At 41.5% G+C, this 21,332-nt stretch carries 24 protein-coding genes; 3 read left to right on the top strand and 21 right to left on the bottom strand.

All coding sequences use genetic code 11. From position 1 onward, the window contains the following. The first annotated feature begins 75 nt into the window (after nt 1-75). Nucleotides 76-834: a helix-turn-helix domain-containing protein gene (locus ACI3K6_RS09665; protein WP_435554654.1), complete on the top strand. Its 759-nt coding sequence runs from the start codon at nt 76-78 to the stop codon at nt 832-834. A gap of 100 nt (nt 835-934) precedes the next feature. On the opposite strand, the gene ACI3K6_RS09660 is transcribed toward ACI3K6_RS09665, so the two are convergent. From ACI3K6_RS09660 to ACI3K6_RS09560, 21 genes are all read right to left on the bottom strand, one after another. Next, on the bottom strand, nt 935-1,867 hold the full coding sequence (locus ACI3K6_RS09660) for a cation diffusion facilitator family transporter (RefSeq protein ID WP_335477224.1): 933 nt from the start codon (nt 1,865-1,867) through the stop codon (nt 935-937). A 55-nt stretch (nt 1,868-1,922) separates the two neighbouring features. Further along, nucleotides 1,923-2,528, bottom strand: coding sequence for a class I SAM-dependent methyltransferase (locus ACI3K6_RS09655; protein ID WP_335477225.1), 606 nt, complete (start codon nt 2,526-2,528; stop codon nt 1,923-1,925). Nucleotides 2,529-2,552: 24 nt separating this feature from the next. Further along, the gene (locus tag ACI3K6_RS09650; RefSeq protein WP_435554653.1) at nt 2,553-2,678 is read right to left on the bottom strand and encodes a hypothetical protein; all 126 of its coding nucleotides are present in this window, start codon (nt 2,676-2,678) and stop codon (nt 2,553-2,555) included. Continuing rightward, nucleotides 2,671-4,740: a heavy metal translocating P-type ATPase gene (locus tag ACI3K6_RS09645; RefSeq protein WP_435554652.1), complete on the bottom strand. Its 2,070-nt coding sequence runs from the start codon at nt 4,738-4,740 to the stop codon at nt 2,671-2,673. Before ACI3K6_RS09645 ends, ACI3K6_RS09650 begins: the two co-directional genes overlap by 8 nt. After that, a complete protein-coding gene (locus ACI3K6_RS09640) occupies nt 4,727-5,098 on the bottom strand; it encodes an ArsR/SmtB family transcription factor (protein WP_435554651.1) in 372 nt (123 codons plus the stop codon). The genes ACI3K6_RS09645 and ACI3K6_RS09640 overlap by 14 nt, the downstream gene beginning before the upstream one ends. A 186-nt stretch (nt 5,099-5,284) precedes the next feature. After that, nucleotides 5,285-6,484 carry a chromate efflux transporter gene (gene chrA / locus ACI3K6_RS09635; protein WP_435554650.1) on the bottom strand — a complete coding sequence of 400 codons (1,200 nt, stop codon included), beginning with the start codon at nt 6,482-6,484 and terminating at the stop codon, nt 5,285-5,287. A gap of 29 nt (nt 6,485-6,513) precedes the next feature. Then, the gene (locus ACI3K6_RS09630; RefSeq protein WP_435554649.1) at nt 6,514-6,834 is read right to left on the bottom strand and encodes a ribosomal eL19 family protein; all 321 of its coding nucleotides are present in this window, start codon (nt 6,832-6,834) and stop codon (nt 6,514-6,516) included. Nucleotides 6,835-6,915: 81 nt separating this feature from the next. Continuing rightward, complete coding sequence (cydS, locus tag ACI3K6_RS09625) at nt 6,916-7,017, bottom strand: cytochrome bd oxidase small subunit CydS family protein (RefSeq protein WP_435554648.1); 102 nt, start codon at nt 7,015-7,017, stop codon at nt 6,916-6,918. A gap of 15 nt (nt 7,018-7,032) precedes the next feature. Further along, nucleotides 7,033-8,058 carry a cytochrome d ubiquinol oxidase subunit II gene (locus ACI3K6_RS09620; protein ID WP_435554647.1) on the bottom strand — a complete coding sequence of 342 codons (1,026 nt, stop codon included), beginning with the start codon at nt 8,056-8,058 and terminating at the stop codon, nt 7,033-7,035. Continuing rightward, nucleotides 8,055-9,401, bottom strand: coding sequence for a cytochrome ubiquinol oxidase subunit I (locus tag ACI3K6_RS09615; protein ID WP_435554646.1), 1,347 nt, complete (start codon nt 9,399-9,401; stop codon nt 8,055-8,057). The genes ACI3K6_RS09620 and ACI3K6_RS09615 overlap by 4 nt, the downstream gene beginning before the upstream one ends. Before the next feature lie 205 nt (nt 9,402-9,606). Next, entirely contained in the window at nt 9,607-10,245 is a 639-nt protein-coding gene (locus ACI3K6_RS09610; RefSeq protein WP_435554645.1) for a response regulator, read from the bottom strand. Further along, on the bottom strand, nt 10,214-11,038 hold the full coding sequence (locus ACI3K6_RS09605) for a sensor histidine kinase (protein WP_435554644.1): 825 nt from the start codon (nt 11,036-11,038) through the stop codon (nt 10,214-10,216). The genes ACI3K6_RS09610 and ACI3K6_RS09605 overlap by 32 nt, the downstream gene beginning before the upstream one ends. 43 nt (nt 11,039-11,081) lie before the next feature. Beyond that, complete coding sequence (locus tag ACI3K6_RS09600; protein WP_435554643.1) at nt 11,082-11,792, bottom strand: ABC transporter ATP-binding protein; 711 nt, start codon at nt 11,790-11,792, stop codon at nt 11,082-11,084. After that, nucleotides 11,792-12,601 carry an ABC transporter permease gene (locus tag ACI3K6_RS09595; protein WP_435554642.1) on the bottom strand — a complete coding sequence of 270 codons (810 nt, stop codon included), beginning with the start codon at nt 12,599-12,601 and terminating at the stop codon, nt 11,792-11,794. Before ACI3K6_RS09595 ends, ACI3K6_RS09600 begins: the two co-directional genes overlap by 1 nt. 37 nt (nt 12,602-12,638) lie before the next feature. Then, a complete protein-coding gene (locus tag ACI3K6_RS09590; RefSeq protein WP_335477237.1) occupies nt 12,639-13,160 on the bottom strand; it encodes a nitrous oxide reductase accessory protein NosL in 522 nt (173 codons plus the stop codon). Further along, nucleotides 13,157-14,437, bottom strand: coding sequence for a right-handed parallel beta-helix repeat-containing protein (locus tag ACI3K6_RS09585; protein ID WP_435554641.1), 1,281 nt, complete (start codon nt 14,435-14,437; stop codon nt 13,157-13,159). Before ACI3K6_RS09585 ends, ACI3K6_RS09590 begins: the two co-directional genes overlap by 4 nt. Nucleotides 14,438-14,796: 359 nt before the next feature. Then, nucleotides 14,797-15,393 (bottom strand): putative ABC transporter permease, encoded by a 597-nt coding sequence (locus ACI3K6_RS09580; RefSeq protein WP_435554640.1) that lies wholly within the window; start codon nt 15,391-15,393, stop codon nt 14,797-14,799. 341 nt (nt 15,394-15,734) lie between these two features. Beyond that, nucleotides 15,735-16,385, bottom strand: a complete 651-nt coding sequence (locus tag ACI3K6_RS09575) for an ABC-2 transporter permease (protein WP_435554639.1) — start codon at nt 16,383-16,385, stop codon at nt 15,735-15,737. After that, on the bottom strand, nt 16,385-17,242 hold the full coding sequence (locus ACI3K6_RS09570; protein WP_435554806.1) for an ABC transporter ATP-binding protein: 858 nt from the start codon (nt 17,240-17,242) through the stop codon (nt 16,385-16,387). Before ACI3K6_RS09570 ends, ACI3K6_RS09575 begins: the two co-directional genes overlap by 1 nt. Further along, nucleotides 17,242-17,625, bottom strand: a complete 384-nt coding sequence (locus ACI3K6_RS09565) for a GntR family transcriptional regulator (RefSeq protein WP_435554638.1) — start codon at nt 17,623-17,625, stop codon at nt 17,242-17,244. Before ACI3K6_RS09565 ends, ACI3K6_RS09570 begins: the two co-directional genes overlap by 1 nt. A 361-nt stretch (nt 17,626-17,986) precedes the next feature. Then, entirely contained in the window at nt 17,987-19,282 is a 1,296-nt protein-coding gene (locus tag ACI3K6_RS09560) for a methyl-accepting chemotaxis protein (protein WP_435554637.1), read from the bottom strand. A 243-nt stretch (nt 19,283-19,525) separates the two neighbouring features. On the opposite strand from ACI3K6_RS09560, the gene ACI3K6_RS09555 reads away from it, so the two are divergent. Together ACI3K6_RS09555 and ACI3K6_RS09550 are read left to right on the top strand one after the other, a co-directional pair. Then, nucleotides 19,526-20,251: an ABC transporter ATP-binding protein gene (locus ACI3K6_RS09555; RefSeq protein ID WP_435554636.1), complete on the top strand. Its 726-nt coding sequence runs from the start codon at nt 19,526-19,528 to the stop codon at nt 20,249-20,251. Beyond that, on the top strand, nt 20,248-21,309 hold the full coding sequence (locus ACI3K6_RS09550; RefSeq protein WP_435554635.1) for an ABC transporter permease: 1,062 nt from the start codon (nt 20,248-20,250) through the stop codon (nt 21,307-21,309). The genes ACI3K6_RS09555 and ACI3K6_RS09550 overlap by 4 nt, the downstream gene beginning before the upstream one ends. The last annotated feature ends 23 nt before the right edge of the window (nt 21,310-21,332 follow it).

Raw genomic sequence — 21,332 nt, 5'->3', positions numbered from 1 at the left:
TGAATTTTAACGAGTCAAAAACTACAATTATATTAAAAATATGACATTTATAACAATTTTTTAAGGTGAAAATGGATGCAGATCAATAATCGGAATATTAAGCTCTTTTTCGAAAACCGTGCAAATAATAATCTCAATCTCTACTATCACCCCTCTTTTGCTTTGGAACAGCAATTAATGGACTCAATAATCCGTTGTGACCAAAACGGAGCAAAGGAAGTATTGGACCAGATTAATAGTTTGGATCGAGCGACACTGGCTTCTGACCCCATCCGCTCTTTAAAAAATTCTCTTATTTGCTCCTGCACCTTATTTACCCGTGCCGCCATCCATGGAGGTGTAATGCCAGAGGACGCTTTTAACTTAAGCGATGTGATGATTCGGCAAATTGAAAAGAAGGAAACCATTCGTGATTTAACAGACCTAGAGTATGAAATGGTAACTTGCTTTATTGAAACATTAAAAGCGACTGAAAAATTGGAATATAATCCATTGGTTAATAAAGCCATTACTTATATTTATCGAGAAATTTCGAACAATAAATTATCCCTTGAAAAAATAGCTGAATTTACCGGAGTCCATCCGGGCTACCTTTCTAAAATCTTTAAAGAATCAGTAGGGATGATTATTCCCGAATTCATCAACCGCAAGAAAATTGAGGATTCCAAATATCTTCTCCTTCATACAAAATCACAGCTAAGCGAGATTGCCCAAATGCTTGGATATTGCAATCAAAGCTATTACACGTTATTATTCAAAAAATACGTTGGGATGACACCCAGACAGTACAAAGACAGCTTTTTAACAAAAGCGCAAAATTCGCCGAAAAAATAAAAAATGCATGCCCGGATTGAAGTACATTATTAACAGCACAAAAAAGCAGCCTGGTTCCATTTATTTTTGGAACTAGGCTGCTTTATGTTTTTGAATTAGATTAATTACATGTCCCATGCGGACTAGGACAACCGTTAGCCGCTTTTTCCACTTGGATTGTGCTATGTTCGATATCAAAGTCATCATGCAGAATTTTTTGAGATTGGGCTAGGACCTCGTCATGGATGCCTTCATCATAAATGGTGATATGGCAACTGAGGACCGGGTAGCCTGACGTAATCGTCCAAATATGCAAATCATGGACTTCCTTTACAAAAGGAACTTTTCCTAATGCCGTTTTTACCTGGCTCATATCAATAGTTGTCGGCGCACCCTCCATCAGAATATGGAATGAGTCTTTCGCGACTCGATATCCGCTAATCAGGATTAAGACAGCGACAATCACACTGGCAATCGGATCGGCAATCCCCCAGCCAAAAAACATGATCAACAGCGCGGCAACGATGGCCCCGACAGAACCAAGCATATCACCAAGTACATGTAGGAAGGCACTGCGAACATTTAGGTTTTCTTCCTTATCTCCTTGCATTAAAATCCAAGCAGCTATGATATTCACGACCAAGCCGGTCACGGAGATCCAAAGCATACCTTTACTTTGAATCTCCGGAGGGTTGAAAAAGCGACCGATAGCTTCATAAAAAATATAAATGGAAATTATAATCAAGGTCAGCCCATTAAGAGCGGCTGCAATAATTTCAAACCGCTTATAGCCGTAGGTTTTTTCTTGTGAAACCTGCTTTTCTCCGAGTCTAATCGCAAAAAAGCTCAATCCTAAAGCTGCGGCGTCACTTAGCATATGTCCAGCGTCAGAAAGCAGTGCCAAACTATTTGTGATTAATCCGCCAACCACTTCAACAATCATAAAAGCAGCTATTAGGATGAAAGAACTTAATAATGCTTTCTTATTGCTTGTATGTGAATGGCCATGTGAGTGGCCGTGTGAATGTCCATGATGGTGATGATGGTGACCCATGTTTATCCCCCCTAAAGCCTTTTCATTAAGACTCCTTTTCTCTTTTATTATACTTCTAGCTTTTTCCAATCCTTATTTTTCGATACATTCCGCCAAACAGAACGGGGCGATCCTCCAAAATGCATAAACCTTCACTGCCCGCGAAAATCTTATCAAAAGAAAGCCCTATATCCGTACCCAACACTTTAATAATCGGCCTGAAAAGCGCATTTAACCATGAGGGCTTTGCCGCAAACTTATCAAAAATCAGAATCTGCCCACCAGATTGACACACCCGGCTCATTTCCGAAAACGCCTTATTGGTGCCAGGCACCACCGATAGCACTAAGCTAGCAACGACATAATCGAAGCTCCCGTCCGGGAATTTAAGGGCTTGGGCGTCCATTTGCTGAAAATCAATTTCTCCGGCTGGAAATTTGTTTTTTGCCTGCTGCAGCATGTCTGCAGAATAATCAATAGCTGTTATATTTAACAGTTTAACTGGAATCTGTTCAAGGTCGGCCCCGGTACCGACCCCGACAAATAAGATCTTGTCGCCTTTTTTGAATGGGATCTCTCTAAACACTTCTCGCCGTGCCCTGAGGAACGGGCCTTTGTTGAAAAATGTATCATAGATGGGCGACCAAAGCCGGTAGATCCAGCGGTTCCAATGGTTATTCATTGGATACACCCCCATATTCTAAGATCATTTTTGTTTCGCAAATAAATAGGTGTTTTTTGCAAGTAGAACGGTAGCTTCCGCAAGTATAAGGGTTATTTTCGCAAGTAAGCCTAGTGATGCCGCAAGTAAACACTGAATCAGATCAATCATTTTTCACTCTTAGCAGTCGCAAGCCGTTTAAAGTAACGATCAGAGTCATACCCATATCAGCAAAGATGGCAATCCATAAGGTGAGCCAGCCCGGTATGACAAGAAGCAATGCTAACAGTTTAACCACTAGCGACAAAGTAATGTTTTGTTTGATAATCTTGAGTGTTTTCCGACTTAATTTTATTAAATATGGCAGTTTATCCAGGTCGTCGTTCATCAGGGCGATGTCTGCCGTTTCCAAAGCGGCATCGGTTCCGGCCCCGCCCATGGCAATTCCGACCGTTGCCGCGGCTAGGGCTGGCGCGTCATTAACACCATCGCCCACCATGGCTACTCTGCCATATTCTGTGGCTAGTTTTTTAATAGCTTCCAATTTTTCTTGCGGAAGCAGCTCAGCTTTTATGCTTGTTACACCGGTTTGGCGACCGATGAAGGCTGCAGTGGCCTGATTATCGCCAGTCAGCAACACCGTTTGCTTGACCCCAAGCTGATAGAGCCTCCTAATGACTGATTCACTGCTCGCTCGGACCTCGTCCGCAACAGCAACCAACCCCATGATTTCCGAATCTGTTCCAGCAATCATGACGGTTTTCCCTTGATTTTGCAGGTCGGTGATTTGTGTTTGAATTTCAGCGGGAATGCCATGAAATAACTTGGTATTTCCGACTAGATACTCCCTGCCACCGATTGTCCCTTTAATACCTTTTCCGGTAAGGGAAGTGAAATTCTCCACTTGATAGGTTATATTACCCGCCTTTTTTACAATTGCTGATGCCAGCGGGTGCTGGGACTTGCATTCCAATGCGGCAATTTTTTCAAAAAGCTCCTCATCCCTGCTGTAATTGATGAACTCTGTAACAGTTGGCACACCCTTGGTCAGTGTGCCGGTTTTATCAAAAGCGATCGCCTTAATGGCACCAACTTCTTCTAGAAAATTTCCGCCTTTGATCAGAAGTCCGTTTCTAGCGGCATTGCCAATCGCGGTAACCAATGCAACTGGAGTGGAGATAACCAAGGCGCATGGGCAACCAACAACTAATACAGCTAACCCTTCATAAATCCGCTTCTGCCATTCCCCTCCGAACAATAACGGCGGCACAATGGCAATTAATAGTGCAACCACGATAATAACCGGAGTGTAGTATTTCGCGAATATATCAATAAATTGCTGGGACGGTGCCTTTTCCGCCTGTGCTTCCTCCACAAGGTGAATGATTTTGGAAATTGTCGTATCCTCGCTAAGCTTGGTAACTTTTATTTTTAAAAAGCCTTCTTCATTTAAAGTTCCAGCAAAGACCTCATCGTTGACAGCTTTTTCAACAGGCACCGATTCACCTGTGATGGCAGCTTGATTAATGGAAGATGCCCCCTCGACAATCATGCCGTCCATGGCAATCATTTGTCCCGGTTTTACCAGCATCAGATCGCCGATTTCTATGTCTTCAGCTTTCAATAGCATTTCTCGGCCATTGCGAACGACGAGCGCTTCAGTTGGCGCCATTTCCATGAGCGACCGAATTGAAGCCCGCGCTTTATCCATCGAATAGCCCTCAAGCACTTCGCTGATCGCAAACAGAATCACGACTACGGCTCCCTCACTCCATTCACCAATGATGGCCGCCCCGATAATCGCAATCGTCATCAGCGTTTTCATATCAAACTCAAATTTTATTAAATTGTTCAAGCCTGTTTTAAAAAGCGGGAATCCGCCTACTAAAATCGCTATCGCGAAAAGTAGATTTTCGGAAAAAATATAGCCCGCTAATAGAAACAATAAGGATAGAACAAGCAGTGAATATCGTTTCCATATTGGTTCCTTCGGCGCTGCTGACGGTTTTTCTTTTTCTGGAAAAATAGTAAGCTTCTCAAATGCACCAGCTTTATGGAGTTCTTCGAGACTGGTGTTACCATAGACAGTCAGTTTCGCTGCCCCAAAATTTACTTTTGCATCAACCACACCATCCAGGTGTTGGACGTTCTTTTCGAACTTTGCGGCACAGCTAGTTCAGGAAAAACCTTGGACTCGGTAAACCTGTTTTTCGATGGGATTACTCACGGCCAATCACCTCTTTTTGATGAGCAAAAGCGATATGGATAATCTGTTTTACGTGATCGTCATCAAGGGAATAATAGACTAACTTGCCCTCTTTTCTGTACTTGGCGAGACCCAGGCTTTTTAAATGCCTAAGGTGATGGGACGCCGTTGCTGTTGTAGCTCCCACAATATTAGCAACATCACAGACGCAGAGCTCATCTTCAACTGTAAGTGCATAAGCAATTTTCATACGTGTTTCATCGGACAAGGCTTTAAACAGCTTAGCAACTCCGGCTATTTCCCGGCTCTTTTCCAGTTGCTCTTGAACGTGAGCTGTTTTTTCGCTGTCCACACAGGTAACTTCACAGACATCATGCTCTTTCATACCGTGACCTTCTTTCATTCAAATGTTCATTTGAATATATCATATTCAAATACTCGTTTGAATGTCAACTAATTTAAAGAGAAATGATTGTGATTTTTCGAGGAAAATTTGAAGGATTGATCTGAGGGAAAATGGGGGCCAGACACTTTTTTCGATTGTCATCATTCACAGATCCGACCCTTATTTTTAAAATACATTCAATACTGCCCCGCCCAAAGCTCCGGCGATTACAATAATCCATGGTGGCAGCTTCCAATATACCAGCAAGCTGAATAATACTGCTGCAAAAGCAAAATCTCGGGGGGACAAGATGGTACTGGTCCAAATTGGATGATAAAAAGCAGCTAACAAAATACCTACAACTGCCGCATTCACACCAATTAGAGCCCCTTTGATTTTTGGATTAGAACGCAGTTTATACCAGAAAGGCAATGTTCCATAAACAAGCAGCAAGGCCGGCAAGAAAATCGCAGCCGTGGCGAGGAGGCCGCCCTTCCAACCATATATGATGGCTCCAATATATGCTGCAAAGGTAAACAACGGTCCTGGCAATGCTTGGGCAGCACCATATCCAGCGAGAAAGTCCTCTTTCGAAATCAGGCCCGTCGGAACGAACTCCCGTTCAAGCAATGGCAAAACGACATGACCACCACCGAATACCAACGAACCAGAACGATAAAAACGATCAAACATATTCAACCATTCAGTTTGTAATAAGCCGCTCCCTAATGGCAATACAAAAAGCAACAGAAAAAATAACCCTAAACAAATGACCCCAGACCGATAGGAAATCGGAAAGCCAATTGCAACTGTGCCGAGGTCTTCTTTGTGCTTTTTAAAAATTAGCCATCCCACTGCTGCCGACAACAGGATAATCCCGACCTGAGAATAGGCCGTATCCCACATTAACGTAACGATCAATGCTAATAAAGCTATCATTTTTGTAGGCAAATTAGGGGTCAATTTCTGTGACATACCGAAGATAGCCTGAGCCACTACGGCTACGGCTACTATTTTCAAGCCATGAATCCAGCCGGAGTCGGCCAGACCAAAGCCCTTTAATAAAATAGCAAAAAGAATCATGACCATCATCGAAGGAGCGGTAAATCCAATGAATGCCATGATCCCACCCAACACGCCGCCACGCATGATTCCAATTCCAATACTAACCTGGCTGCTTGCTGGACCGGGGAGGAACTGGCACAGGGCTACAAGATCAGCGTAGCTTTTTTCATCAAGCCATTTCCGTCGCTGAACGTACTCCGCATGATAATAACCTAAATGAGCGATAGGTCCACCAAATGATGTCAATCCCAGTTTGGTTGAGACCAGCAGGATTTCAATCCAGATTCTTAACTTGTTTTGCGGCACACTTTGTTCCTCCATTGTTTGTATTTTCTTTATTTTACGTTAGTTTAGGATCGGCGCTCAATATTTTTTGATTTATAGTACGAGGTTGGTACGATCGTAGGAATTATCGCTGAAACCGGCGGGATTTTCCGAATAACCGGCGGAATTCCGGCATAAACTGGCGGGATTTTCCGAAAAACTGGCTGGACTCCGGCGTAAACTGGCGGGATTTTCCGAAAAACCGGCGGGATTCCGGCGTAAACTGGTGGGATTTTCAGATAAACCGGGGGAATTCCGGCGTAAACTGGCGGGATTTTCCGAAAAACCGGCGGGATTCCGGCGTAAACTGGTGGGATTTTCAGATAAACCGGCGGAATTCCTTCCAAAACTCACCGAATCCAGCCACCTTCTTTTACCAGCAAGCCAATAAAAAAAGAGAAGACCCCAAAAAACAAGGTCCCCTCCCACTATTTCTCAACGCCCCTATCCATCGGGGCCAACCAAAACGCCACAACAATAGAGGCAAAAATCACGATGAAAGGTGCATAAAACATCAGAAAATCACTCACCTGAAATCCTCCTTTTCAAACATGATCATCCCGTTTACCTTGAACATAATCCTTGTTAAACAAAAACAGCTTAAGCAACAAATAAAGGGATGGCACCAGTAATCCCAGTCCGGCAATGAAGGCGATCACCAGCGCGGTGGCCATTGCTTCATTCGTGAAACTGTCATAGATGGTCAGATAAGGATACATTAAATAAGGATAATGAGAAATTCCGTATGCCAAAAAGGCACAGATAAATTGCCCCATTAAACAAACAAAGGCAAAACCGTAGGCGATTCGCTTCCAAAGTAAAAATACTGTACCAGCGAAAAATAGGACAGACAAACCAAACAGCCACCATAAATCAACCAGACGTTCATAATGCTCTGGATTATGTGACCTCATCTCTACAATAATCCCTGTCGCGGTTACAATTGCAGGCCCAGCCCATCCTAATGCGTATTTTCGCAATAATCCGGCTGCCCCCCAATCCTTCGCCTTTTGGGCATACCAAGTTAAAAACACCGCGGAAATATATAAAACTGAGGTTAAACTTAACAAAACGATACTCCATGATAGAGGGCTGGTGAACAACGCCCAATAATCAAGGGATGGACCGCCCTTCCCCATTATAACGAAGCCCCCCTCAGAGATCACCAGCACAATCGATAAGGAGGCAGGAATGAATACCCCTGTCAGTCCATAAAGGATTGTATAGCGTCTCTGCTTCAATCCTCCATAAGTGGTAAAGGCATAATAAGCGCCTCGAATGGCCAGGAGAATCGTAGCGATGCTCGCAGGGACAAGCAGGGTCGACCCATAATAATAAGCGGTTTTTGGAAAAAATCCCACCATCCCTACAAAGAAAAACACCAAGAAGACGTTGGTAACTTCCCATACTGGCGATAAATAACGTTGAATAACCCTCGTTAAAATATGCTGTTTCCCGGTAATGGTACTGAAAGCATTGAAAAAGCCGGCGCCAAAATCAAGCGAGGCCACGATGATATAGCCAAACAGGAATACCCCCAATACGGTGATTCCCGTTATCTCAAAGTTCATCTCAAGTCACCTGCCTTATCCGCATCACGATCCGCCAATTCCTGTTCTACCGGATTTTTCCGGAACATGCGCCACAGCACCAGCACACTGCCAATTCCAAGTATTAGATACAAAATCGAGAACAGCATAAGCATTAAATCCACATGTCCACTAGAGGTAGCAGCCTCACTCGTCCGCATGATCCTTCTTAAAATCCACGGTTGCCGGCCCACCTCCGTCAGCCACCAACCTGCCTCAATCGCGATAACCGCAAGCGGTCCTCCGAGAACCATTAACCACCGGAACCAAGTTGAAAAAATAAACCGCAATTTCCATCTCGCACCCATTATATATAAGAAGGAAACAACCGTCAGCCACATACCAAGCGTCACCATAACATCAAACAAATAATGGATGTAGAGCGGCGGTGTCTCATCCTCGACAAAACGGTCTAACCCGATTACCTCTGCGGTCGGATTACTATGAGCCAGGAAACTGAGCCCAAACGGAATTTTCAACGCATATTTAACGTCGCCATTGTCAAGCACACCATACAAAATAAGCGGCGCTCCTTCTTCTGTTTCAAAGTGCCACTCGGCTGCTGCTAATTTTTCCGGTTGATATTCTGCCAAATACTTTCCGGAAAAATCTCCGATAACGGCTGTGGCAATCGAAAAAACAAAACCAAGCTTCATCGTTAGCAGCAAAGCCTTTTTATGGTAAATATGATTCGAACCCTTTAATAAGCGGAACGCCCCAATAGAGGCTAGTATGAAAGCAGATGTCATATAGGCCGTTGCCAATACGTGAGCGACCTTCGTCGGCATCGCCGGATTAAACATCGCAACAATAGGGCTGACATTGACGAGTTGACCTTTGAATAGATCAAACCCCTGCGGTGCATTCATAAACGCATTGACGATGGTAATAAAAATGGCTGAAAATGACGCTCCCAGTGCCACCGGTATCAACAGGAGCAGGTGTTTCTTCTGATTTTCAAACCGATCCCAAGTATAAATGTAAATACCTAAAAAAATCGCTTCAAAAAAGAATGCAAAGGTCTCCATAAAGAGCGGCAAGGCGATCACATTACCCGCAAGCTCCATAAAATTCGGCCACAGTAAAGATAGCTGCAGACCTATGGCGGTTCCCGTTACAACACCAACCGCAACCGAAATGACAAAGCCGCGTGTCCAGCGTCTAGCCAACAGAATATAGTGTTCATCCTGTTTCTTGATGCCCACCCATTGAGCAATCATGATCATTAACGGGATGCCGACCCCAATGGTTGCATAAATAATATGAAAAGATAAGGTAAGTTCTGTTAAGACCCGGCTGAAAAATACGGCTTCTGAATTTCCCATTCCAAGCAAAGACCACCTTTCCTTAAATCAAAACATCCGTCCTATGATTGACAATCCTAAAATGGCAGCAACAATAAAGGTCAGCCAGATGAGCATTCGTTCTTGTTTTTTATACACCGTAAACCCCACTTCACTGTTTTTATGTATTGGAAAAAAAAAAGACCTGCCGCCACCATTACTATTCCCTATTTTTTGGAAAATAACTTCAATGAAGAAATTTTACAGCATAGGAGGCTAATTGCACTCTGTTCTCCAGCTCTAGCTTTTCCAGGAGATTTTTAATGTGATTTTTCACCGTATTTTCGGCAATGAATAGTTGTTCGGCAATTTGCTTATTGGTTCGCCCTTCTGAAACTAAAAGGAGAATTTCTTTTTCACGAGGTGTTAAAGAACTGATGGTAGGTGTGTTTTGTAAATCCCGCTCTCGAAATTGGTAGAGAAGTTTTGAGGCCATGTCCCTTGATACCCGATCAGAACCGTCGACAATCGAATGAAGATATTGGAGCCATTCATCCGGATCCATATTTTTCAATAAATAGCCTTGGGCACCATATTGGATGGCAGTAAATAAGTCGCCCACATGGTCGGACACGCTCAATATGATGACTTTCATGTAAGGGAATTTTTCTTTGATTAGCTTTGTTGCCTCTAAACCGTTCATCACCGGCATTTCAATATCAATCAGCAACATATCCGGTACTAGCTCTTCGCAAAGCTGGATGGCCTCATGACCGTTTTTGGCCTGGCCCACGATTGAAAACAGGGGATCCCCTTCTAGGATTTCCCGGATCGCCTGGCGGGCATGAGGATGGTCATCCGCGATGAGCAATCGATATGGAACCATATTTCACTCCTCCTCTCACCGTAATCGTCGTTCCCTGATTTAGTTCCGAAACTATGTCCACATCTGCCTCCAGTTTTTGAGCCCGTTCCTTTAACATGACAAGTCCATATTGGGTTACCTTGATTTCTTTTGGCGAAAACCCTTTTCCATTATCTTCAATCCGCAATTCCCAACCAAGATTATTGGGCTTCAGCTGCAAGGAGACGGAAGTTGCCTGGGAATGCTTGCGGATATTCATAAAGGCCTCTTGGATAATTCCAAATAACTGGACTTCTTCCAAAGTGCTGAAATACCCCTCGGGAATTTGAATGTTAATAGATGGTTCAACTCCTGACACAGCGCTCCACTCATTCAGCCAATTCTCCACCCTTTTTGAAAAGGACATCATATCATCTGGACTCATCCGCAAGTTGTAAATGGCCTGTCTGACATTGGCATCGATTGAATGAACCAGACCAGTGGCTTCATCCACTTTTCCTTTTTTTAAATTGACTTTTAATAAAAATAACGTTTGTGCAATATTATCGTGCAGTTCCTTAGCTAGCCTTTCCCGCTCTTCATAAACGGCTCGCATTGCTCTTTCGGAAGCAATCCGTTGATTCTTGTCTTGAATCGTTTTAAACATCCAGGTAGAGAAGGCATAGGAAATGAGGAAGGTTAAGATCGTGATTAAATAATTTCCTGTTTTCATAGATAGTTCATGGAGTAGGACACTGTGACGCAGTAACTCGAAACCACCAATGAGTAAGGTTGGCAAGAGAATTGTGATGATTTTTAATGTACGGTATGACACCTGTTTCGCCTCCTCTTACTCTATTAAACCATAAATAACCAATTTATTCTTCCACTCCCCTGTATCTTGCAAGCAACTCCACCATAAATTTCTCCGGTGTCAGATGGTCATTCGTAATTGCCTCAATGACATGGCCATCCTCCATGAAAATGATTAGGTCGGCAACCTCTGCCGCTACATCCATCATATGAGTAGAAAAAATGATGGTCGTTCCAGCTGCTTTGATTTGTTTTAATAGATCGATAAACACACTGATCCAGTAAGGATCCAATCCGTTCGTCGGTTCATCTAGAATGAGGACGTCCGGATTAGCTAGCCAGGCCTGTCCGAATAACAGCCGCTGCCGCATCCCCTTTGATAAATGTTTCACTAGATCCTGTTCTTTTGTCTCTAGGCCCAAGATATGGATGACCTCTTGGACCCGCTCCTTTTTCACTTTTCGTAAAGCCCCATAAAAGGAGAGAAACTCAGTCACCGTCATGGTTTCCTGAGCATAAAAATCATCGGGCATATAGCCAATGAATGATACATAGCTTCCTCGGTCTTTCTTAAGGTCGACCTGATTAATCAGCACGGAGCCTTCACTAGGCACGGATATCCCTGCAACGATGTCTAGCAACGTGCTTTTTCCGGCACCATTCCCTCCGCAAAGCGCCACACACTCCCCGCCCCCTACAGTTAAAGAGAACGGATGAAGCGCCGGTTTATTTTTAAAGGTCTTTGATACTCCCTTCATTTCTAATCGCTTTGTCATTACTGCCTCCTCCTTTGTAAACATAGCAAAGCTAAGGAAATGAACGCAACCAAATAGATGGCCAGATAAGCAGAGAGAATCAACCAGCCGGCCCCTGCATGGAATAATGTGACAATTGAATCATAAGATTGGCCGAATACTGAGCCGCTATCCCATTGGACAATGAAAAAGATGCGCAAAAACTCAGCCGGATTTAGCATCATTGCCATTTTCATAATGGGTTCAATCACCGGATAGGGAACAAGGCCAAGAAAAGTAATGAGCGCCGTCGGCCAAATCATTATGAGAAAAAACCACATTGCCACTGAGATTGTAAAGGCTTGCCATCTCGTTTTCACCCAGGTTCCGATTAGGAGGCCAAAAATAATAAACGTGTAGATTAGCAGGATTGAAAATAGGTAGATTTTTAATAGCCAGCCAAGAGTCATTGCATTACCTGCTATGAGGCCAATCCCCATGCTGCAGCCAAAGCTTAATGTAAAAATCACCGTTTGTGCTGTAAACAGTCCGCCGCATTTACCCAGTAAATAGGATAGTAAACTGACAGGATAGGTGCTGAGCAGCTGCCATTGGCCATTTTCCATTTCATTAGCAATCGAGAAGGAGCCAGTGATTAGCATGAACAGCGGCAGCAGGTAAAGGATGATATTGAGAATGGTACCCGTTATATTCGTGAACCCTGAAATACCCGAATTTGTTTTTTCTAGCAAAAATAGCAGAGAAAAAACAAGCACCCATAGGATAAAAAAAGTGTAATAAGAGCGCTGCCGTGTCATAGTCTTCCATTCAGAAATCAGTATCGTTTTCATATTTCAAGTCTCCTTAGGCAGAAAGACAGATTACTCTTTATTTGTCGTGCTCTGATTCAGACTTTTTCATGTCCATTCCTTTCATGTGCTCGTGCATTTTTTTCATCATTTCCTTGTTTCGTTTCCAGGAATGGTGTTGAAGTTTTTCATAGCTTAATAGTTTACCATCGTGGCCATCAATAAAGCTTTCGGCGTGCTTTTTGTCTGAAAACGAAATGACATTATAGGCCATTGGTGTTTTAATCGACTTGTCATAGACAAAGCTGGCTTTCTCCAGTTCAATCCAGTCTTTGGAGTGATAATCTTTGACATAGGAATTGGCCACTTTTTTGCCTTCGTTTTCCTTGATCCATTTAAACATGCAGCCAATGTCATCGAACACGATTGATTTTCCGTTATCCAGGATAATTTCCGTGGCAAACTCGTTGTTTTTCACAGCCATATTGCAGACCTCACACTTATCCGTTTTCTCTTTAATGGCCACGGCTTTATATTCAGTTTTTCCACACCCTGCAATGAGTAGCATTGCCAGGACGGCAATAATAGTAATTTTTTTCATTGTTTTCTCCTCCCCAAATAAATCATTAGTAGACTGATTGAAATCATGATAAGACTGATGCCCCATTGGGCTGTGTTAGACTCCCTTTCCGGGTGTTTTTCGAGTAGTCGATTGTTCATTAACGGTGCAGAATCAGTAACAAGTAGTGGCTCCGGACTCTTCAGCATTTTTTGCAATAAGGTGAGCCCCGGATGTTGGAACAGTAGTTGGTAGGGTGGTGTTTCCCTCGTAAGATTCAGAAAATACGGATCGGCCCGATATGGCAGATTGCTTTTACCATCGCCGTCAATATCCAATTTCAGGGCAGCATCCCAATAATTGTTCTCCAACTTGTTATCGCTGCTATCAGTTGCTTGGATTTCATTCACATTTCCGATAAACGAGTTGCCCTTGATCGTATTTTTGGTTATCTGACGAATTTGTGCCCCGATAAAATTGGCATTGACCTCGTTGTCATGGATTTGGTTGCCGCTGGAATCCTCGATATACATCCCGATTCGATTTTGTGATAGGAGATTGTTCTGTATCACCGAATGGTGGACATCGTATAGAAGCAGACCCTGGGCATTTACATTTTGATTATTGGCTATCAGGTTATTTTTCTCGATAAGGGTTTGTTGGGTGCCCATGACCATTGCCCCGGTTATATTGCGGGTCGACGTGTTGCCTTTCAAGGTAATCTGATCGGAAAACATGATGTGCATGCCGTAGCGTGAATCTTGGATGGTGTTATGGAGAAACGAATTCTTGTCGCTGTTTTCCATGTAAAAGCCGTCCTGAACATGACGGATGGAGATGTTTTCAAAGGTGTTGTGTGGGGACTGCCAGAGATCGATGGCGTTTTCCTTTCCCCGTCCCGTAATATTAATTGATTCCAGGCTAGAATTTACGGTGTTCGTTAATTTGATACCGGTATTGCCTGTGCTTATTGTCAGATCTTCCAAATGATGCTGATCTCCACTGATAGAAATCACGGCCTTTGCCTTTGATGCAGCACATTGCTTTAGCTTCACTCCCTTTAACGTGACATTATTACCGGTGATCGTGATGGCCGGATCAGAGCCGCAGGTCTGAAATATAGCCCCCTTTGTCCCTACAAGAGTCATTGGTTTGTTCATAACAATGGCTTCATGATAAATACCTTTTTCCAGTTTAAGCGTGCCTCCCACAGGCAGCGCATTAATACGTGATTGCAGGGAGGTTTCGGCAAACGCCTTCATTTCCGGAATTACCATCATTAAGGCAGCTACAACCATCCATTTCGCCAATACTTTCATAATTCGTTTCCTTCCTTAGAAAACTTTTCTAGCACCGTTATTTTAAGGAATACATAAATAGACAAATTCTAACTTAAAGCAATTTACCATCAATTCCTATGACTCAATTGGGCTATTTTTTAAAAGAATTTGAAATTTCCTCGAACATTCATATCATCCCTGTCCTGTGTCTCTTTCTTTAAACACAAAAAACCCGAAAAGACGGTATACGTGTCTTCTCAGGTTTGCCCATTCGCTTTTGCGAAATATCTATTCAGTTGCCTCTGCCGAACAATATTCATTTACTAAATTATACCACAAAACCAATCCGGATGGAATTTTGTCAGTGAAAGGCCCAGTTCAACTGACAAAAAGAATACCTATTGAATCGGGTTTGTTGGTTCTTCGTTTGTGATGGCATTTTGTAATGTATGTCTCCGGATGGTTAGAACGAGGTCTGCGATAAAGTATAGTGCGATGATCGTCCATATCCACGTCCAAAAAGGTTCAAATAATTCATAAACCGATTCAACTGTAGGGTGAATCCATTTAAGAAAGATCACGGAAAGCGCCACCCAACAGAGGGAAAAAGGCAGACAAATATGCCCGTGCAGCTGTAATGGTGTTTCCGTATAGTCCCACCAGCGTCGGTTAAATAATTTGTACAGCAAAGCCCCACTGACATATTCCACGATCGTAGGAATGAACAAGCAAAGGAGCAATACAACGGCCCAGTGAGTCTTAGAAGTGATGAATAACACGAGAACTAATGGAGCAAAACCGTACATCGGTTTAAAGGGGCCATATAAAAAATTCGGCTTGGTCCACTCTCCCCTTGTAAAAAAGTTATACCCATTTTCCAACAGCCATCCGAAAAACGAGTACAAGGTAAAATAAAACAGTAACGCTGCTGCCCCCTGTAAATTCAAAAAAACGGGGGTTTGAAACTTGAATCCATCCAATAAACTAATAATCAAAACTACCCACCCTCCATAAACATTAAATTACCAATATTAGGTTTTGCAGCCCAAGCCCCAAATATTCCAACATTTTCATTTTCCCAACTCAAATAAGTGTCCACGCTAGGCGGACAAAATGGGTACTTTGTCCACGAGTGGTGCCTGTCACCATTATTGTCCCCCTTATGTGTCCACCCAAATAAGGACTTGCGTGTAATCCTAACGTTTCAATTTTGAGGTGCAAAACATAAAAAAACACCCTGGAAATGTTAGTAGAGTGTCTAACATTTCCAGGGCAGTTCATTCACTTAGGAATTCACCTGCTTTTCTTTATTTAATGCTCACCATACTGAATGGGGTTATAGGTTTTTATTTGTAAAAATTTGAATTGATAGTAACATTGACGTTAACCCAATCAGGAAAGATACAGCAAAAGGAATCCATACTCCAATACTGTAGGGAAGGCTCGAGCTAATACTGAAATGAAAATTCATTGATTGGTACCATTCAATAATACGTGGTAATAGAAATGGTGTTAAAAAGATTATAATAAAGAAAATATACTTTGTTTTTTCATAACCCAGTTTAGTTTGAACAGGTATTAGTACCCCATAAAAGATAGAAATTATCATTAGAGCTGTACCTACATTGAAAATATCCAACTGTTTCAATCCAACGGATGTACTAATAGCTGTTGCGAGGTTATACAATAGGAAACACCCAATAAAAATCACAAGAACAAATAGATATTTTGCTTTAATCACTCCATTTCGCGTATGTGGAGTTGTGCAAATAAGTGCTGACCCCCTATATTTGTCCTCTTGCATCGAAACCGTATTAAATAAAATATATTCCGAAAATAAAACAGTTATCAGAAAACTTCCAAAGCCACTATTATCTAGTCCCGACTGTGAATAGAGAAAAATAGGTGCTACCACTGCAAATAGAAGCATTATTAATAGATACCTTTTTGTCAAAATAAAATCTTTTTTTACAAGATGAAACAACATTAATACCCCTCCTTTACATAAGCTAACATTATATTTTCAACGGTAGGTCTTTCGATAACAACATCGTTCATTTGTTCACAAACTAATTCCTTTTTATCAGTGATCCCTTCAAATCCAAATGAGGTCTGCCGTATGCTCAGGAATAGTTTGCTTGTCTCTTCGTTAATAAGATGACTATCTCCCTTGACTAAAGCATGTCTATCCAACAATTCATCTTTACTCTCGTTAATTATGATTCTACCTTTATCAATAAAAATAAGCATGTCCGCTATTTTATCTAAATCCGATGTAATATGCGTTGAAAAGAAAACAGATTTCCCATCTTCCTCCATAAAGTCCAGAAGTATTTGCATTAATTCATTGCGAACTAATGGGTCAAGCCCACTTGTCGGTTCATCCATTATTAGTAAATCGGCATGGTGGGAAATGGCTAATGCTATAGCGAATTTCATTCTCATCCCCTTGGATAGGTTTGAGATTTTTTGACGCAAATCTAAATCAAACTTTTGGATATAATTTAAGAAAATAGTTTCATCCCAATTTTCATAAGCAGGGGCAATAACACTCTTCATTTCTTTCAAGGTCATCTCTTCATAAAAATAACCTTCATCCAAAACTACACCTAAACGGTTCTTAACATTATATTCATTTTTTTCAATATCCTTACCAAAAACACTTATGCTTCCTCCATCCTTTGGATATAGCCCAAGGATAGTTTTTATCGTTGTAGTTTTACCAGAGCCATTAACTCCAATAAAGCCTGTTATGCACCCTTCTTTTAAAGAAAAATTCACATTATCTAAATTGAAGTCATCTAAATCTTTCTTTAAGTTTCTTACCTCTAAAATAGTCTTCATCATTCTTCTTCTCCCTCTTCAAAGATAATATCCATCATTAGAGTTAATTCTTCTTTTGTTATTCCAAATGTTTTAGCCATTTGCCAGACCTCTAATAGCTTTTTTTCAATCATATGTCTCTTAGATTCCGATAACATATCTATATTTTCTGAGGCTACAAATGACCCCTTTCCAACTTGAGTTATAATGAATCCTTCACTCTCTAATTCGTCATATACTCTTTTTGTCGTAAGGACACTTACCTGTAAATCGTTTGCTAATTTACGAATAGAAGGAAGTTTTTCACCTTCCTTTAGTTCCTTACGAAGGATCCCACCCTTAATTTGTTCTTTTATTTGTTGATATAACGGTTGTTCAGAAGTATTTTTAATTATTATTTTCACAAATGAAAACCTCTTTTTCATAACTGTTTATATATATAATATACAGTATATACACAATATACATCAACTATCATCCATCATTTTTATATCATGATAATTGGATTACCATTCAAACTTAATTTTCCTTTTTCTAACAAACAAAAAAAGAAACAGGTGTTTAACCTATTTCTCTAAATAACCTTTATTTGGATTGAAATTTTTACTTTTAGTAATTCCTCAGCATAGTCGGTAAAATCTTGGTTGTTTTCCTTTGTTGGTTCTTGCTGATAGATTTGTATGTCAGTTCCTCCTAAAGCAAATATTTCAATAAAACCCGTTAAATTCGGCTTGTCTTTTTTTTACACTCCTATTTTTTTCTTTTCTAATAGTCGAATTTTTCAATGGTCTTGCGCATTTTGCTTGCTTTTTCGGTCAGTTCGACTGTGATGGTTTCGATTTCGGACATCATTCTGCATTGGTTTGCTGTGAATTCGGTCACCTGTTCGCTGGAAACTGCCGCTTCTTTGGCAACGATGGCTACTTCAAAGACTTGTGAGTTCGTTTGTTCTATGACATCCATTTGTTTATTGACGAGACTGTAAATTTCATAGATTTGCTCAATGATGGATAATGAGACCTCTTCCATCTTCATCATATCTCCGCTAGCCTTCCTACCGTGATCAGTCTGCTCACCTGTTTGGCTACTGAGTGAAGTCATCCGCTTCACCACTTCTTCCACTTCTATTTGGATATTTTTAATATATTTCGTGATCTCTTTGACCGATTCAGCACTTTCATCCGCTAGTTTCCGGACTTCCTCTGCAACGACCGCGAATCCTCTTCCATGTTCACCGGCGCGCGCTGCTTCAATGCTGGCGTTTAGCGCCAATAAGTTTGTTTGTGTGGAAATATCGCCAACGATGGTAACCACCCGGTTGATTTCCTCGGCATATTTTTTTAGTTGCAGAACGGAACTCACAGATAACTGACTTTCATCCGCAACTTTCTGTAATCCCTCAACAATCGTTCCGACAGAATCAACAGATGATTTTAATGATTCATTCATCTTGTTAGTGAAATTACTCGTATCATTGGCTTTTTCCTGAATGACGACGGCAATTTCCTTCAAGGAAGACAACGTGTTAACCGTATGCTCCATTAACATCTCCGTTTTTTGCGTCCCTCTATCAATTTCTTCTATATTATTCGATACTATTTGAAATGCTTGATTTGCTTCTTTTGTTTTTGCCGTTACTAGTTCAACAGTTGTATTCGTCATATTTGAGTTAATATCAATTTCCCGAACCATTTCCTGAAGATTGTTCAACATATGATTAAAGGCAACAGACAATGATCGCAACTCATCATTTGATTTAGTAAGAGGTAGCTGTTTGGTTAGATCCCCGTTTGCTGCCCTAGTCACATACTCTTCCATTCTCTTTAATGGCCGAGTGATATATAGGGAAGCCACGTACCCCAGGATTCCGCACCATAGTATTCCCAGTAAAAGAGTTAGCGTAATAATAAAGTTGACAGATAAATTGGTATATTTAGAGATCAATTCTGCCAGATAAAAGATAAAAATAGCACTGATTCCATAAGTAATTAAAGCAACTGCTGTAATCCCGATAACTAATTTTTTCTGAATGCTGAACATTTTTTTTGTTTGCTCCGTCATAATCTCCCTGCCCTTTATCGATGATTGTTTCATGTTTGGAAATGGTATTGCTGTATATACATATTATACCACTATCTAATTTTACGTCTCAACTCACCTTTTTTTGGAGTGGCACCATTTTATCCATTTTTGTCACAACGCTTTTTAAAAAAATAATCAACACATTGTCGGTTTTTGATTATTGTGTAATTCAGCTTACAAGGTAAAATTAAATTATAAACACTCTCTATGGGGGGATACAGTATGGAAGCTGCCATTAAAGTGGCTCATGTCAGTAAGAGCTTTAATAAAAAGGCCGTCTTAAATGATATCAGCATTGAAATTGATAAAGGCCAGCTTTACGGACTAATTGGGCCTTCAGGTGCAGGAAAAACCACTCTTGTCAAAATGATTGTTGGGATGGAAAAAGCCGATGCCGGAACGATTCATGTCTTAGACAAAGATATGCCGAACCTCGAAATTTTACAGGAAATTGGGTATATGGCCCAATCCGATGCTCTATATGTTGAGTTAACCGGTGAAGAAAATTTAAAATTCTTTGCTTCGCTTTACAAATTGAAAAAAGAAGTGCAGAAAGAACGCATTGCATACGTTGCCAATCTGGTTAATTTGACAGATCAGCTCAAGAAACGGGTATCTGCCTATTCAGGAGGTATGAAGCGCCGCTTGTCCCTGGCCATCGCCTTAATTCAGGATCCTAAAATACTCATCCTGGATGAACCAACCGTCGGCATCGACCCGGAACTAAAACTTTCGATTTGGAATGAATTCCTTCGCTTAAAAAAGGAAGAACACAAAACGATCATTGTCACTACCCATGTAATGGATGAAGCGGAGCGCTGTGATTACGTAGCTATGGTTCGTGATGGACGGATTCTCACAAACGGATCCCCTCAGGAATTAAAGGCATATTACAAGGCTGACCACTTCGATGAGGTATTTTTAAAGGCGGGGGTGAAACAATCATGAGAATTTGGGCGTTAGTCAAAAGAATTTGTCAGCAAATGGTGCGGGATAAACGGACCTTGGCGTTAATGTTCGTGGCGCCTTTGTTAATCCTTACCTTAATGTACTTTCTTTTTAACGGAAATACGGTCGATCCCAAGCTTGGAGTAAAAGGAATTGATCAAACTCTTGTAAAAGCAATCAAAAAAGCGGATATCGATGTAAAGTCTTATTCAAAGGTATCTGGAAAGACAGTGGTAGATGATGATCTCGATGGCTTGCTAGTCAAGGATAATGGAACATTAACATTAACCCTGCGAAACGATGATCCAACCAAAGCAAAGGCTTTACAAATGAAGATTAATCAGGCTTCTGCAGGAGTGGTTCAGGCGAAGCTGATCCAGCAACTACCGGCTATGGCTGCCGGCGGGTTGGCGAAACAAAGCATCACAACCAAATATGTTTATGGGGATAAGGACACGGTGTTTTTTGATGTACTCAGCCCAATTTTAGTCGGCTTCTTCGTTTTCTTCTTTGTCTTTATTATTTCCGGGATCGGGCTGCTGCGCGAACGAACAACCGGTACATTGGAACGGCTGATTTCCACACCAATCCGCCGCGCCGAGGTGGTAACAGCCTATTTAATCGGGTATGGTATTTTTGCGGTCCTCCAAACAATTATTGTCGTCATTTACGCGATCAACGTTTTAGACATTGTATTAGTCGGATCCATTTTTCACGTCATACTAATTAACCTGTTACTAGCCTTAGTTGCATTATCTTTAGGAATTTTATTATCATCATTTGCCGCTTCCGAGTTTCAAATGATGCAATTCATTCCAATCGCCGTCGTTCCTCAAGTGTTTTTTGCCGGTATCTTTCCACTTGAAGGGATGGCCAACTGGCTCCAGGTGATTGCAAAAATATTCCCTATGTATTACGCAGGTGATGCCCTAAAGGCCGTCATGTATCAGGGAGCAGGTTTAGGTGAGATTGGCGGAGACCTGTTTGCACTATTCCTCTTTGCTGCCTTGTTTATTATTTTAAATATTCTTGCGTTGAAAAAGTATCGGACATTATAGAAGTCAAAGGTCAAGCCTTTGGC

The organism is Neobacillus solisequens (assembly GCF_051233465.1).
Lineage (GTDB): Bacteria > Bacillota > Bacilli > Bacillales > Cytobacillaceae > Neobacillus.
The sequence above is the reverse complement of the archived record's forward strand: the minus strand, read 5'-3'. Positions and strand labels throughout refer to the sequence as shown.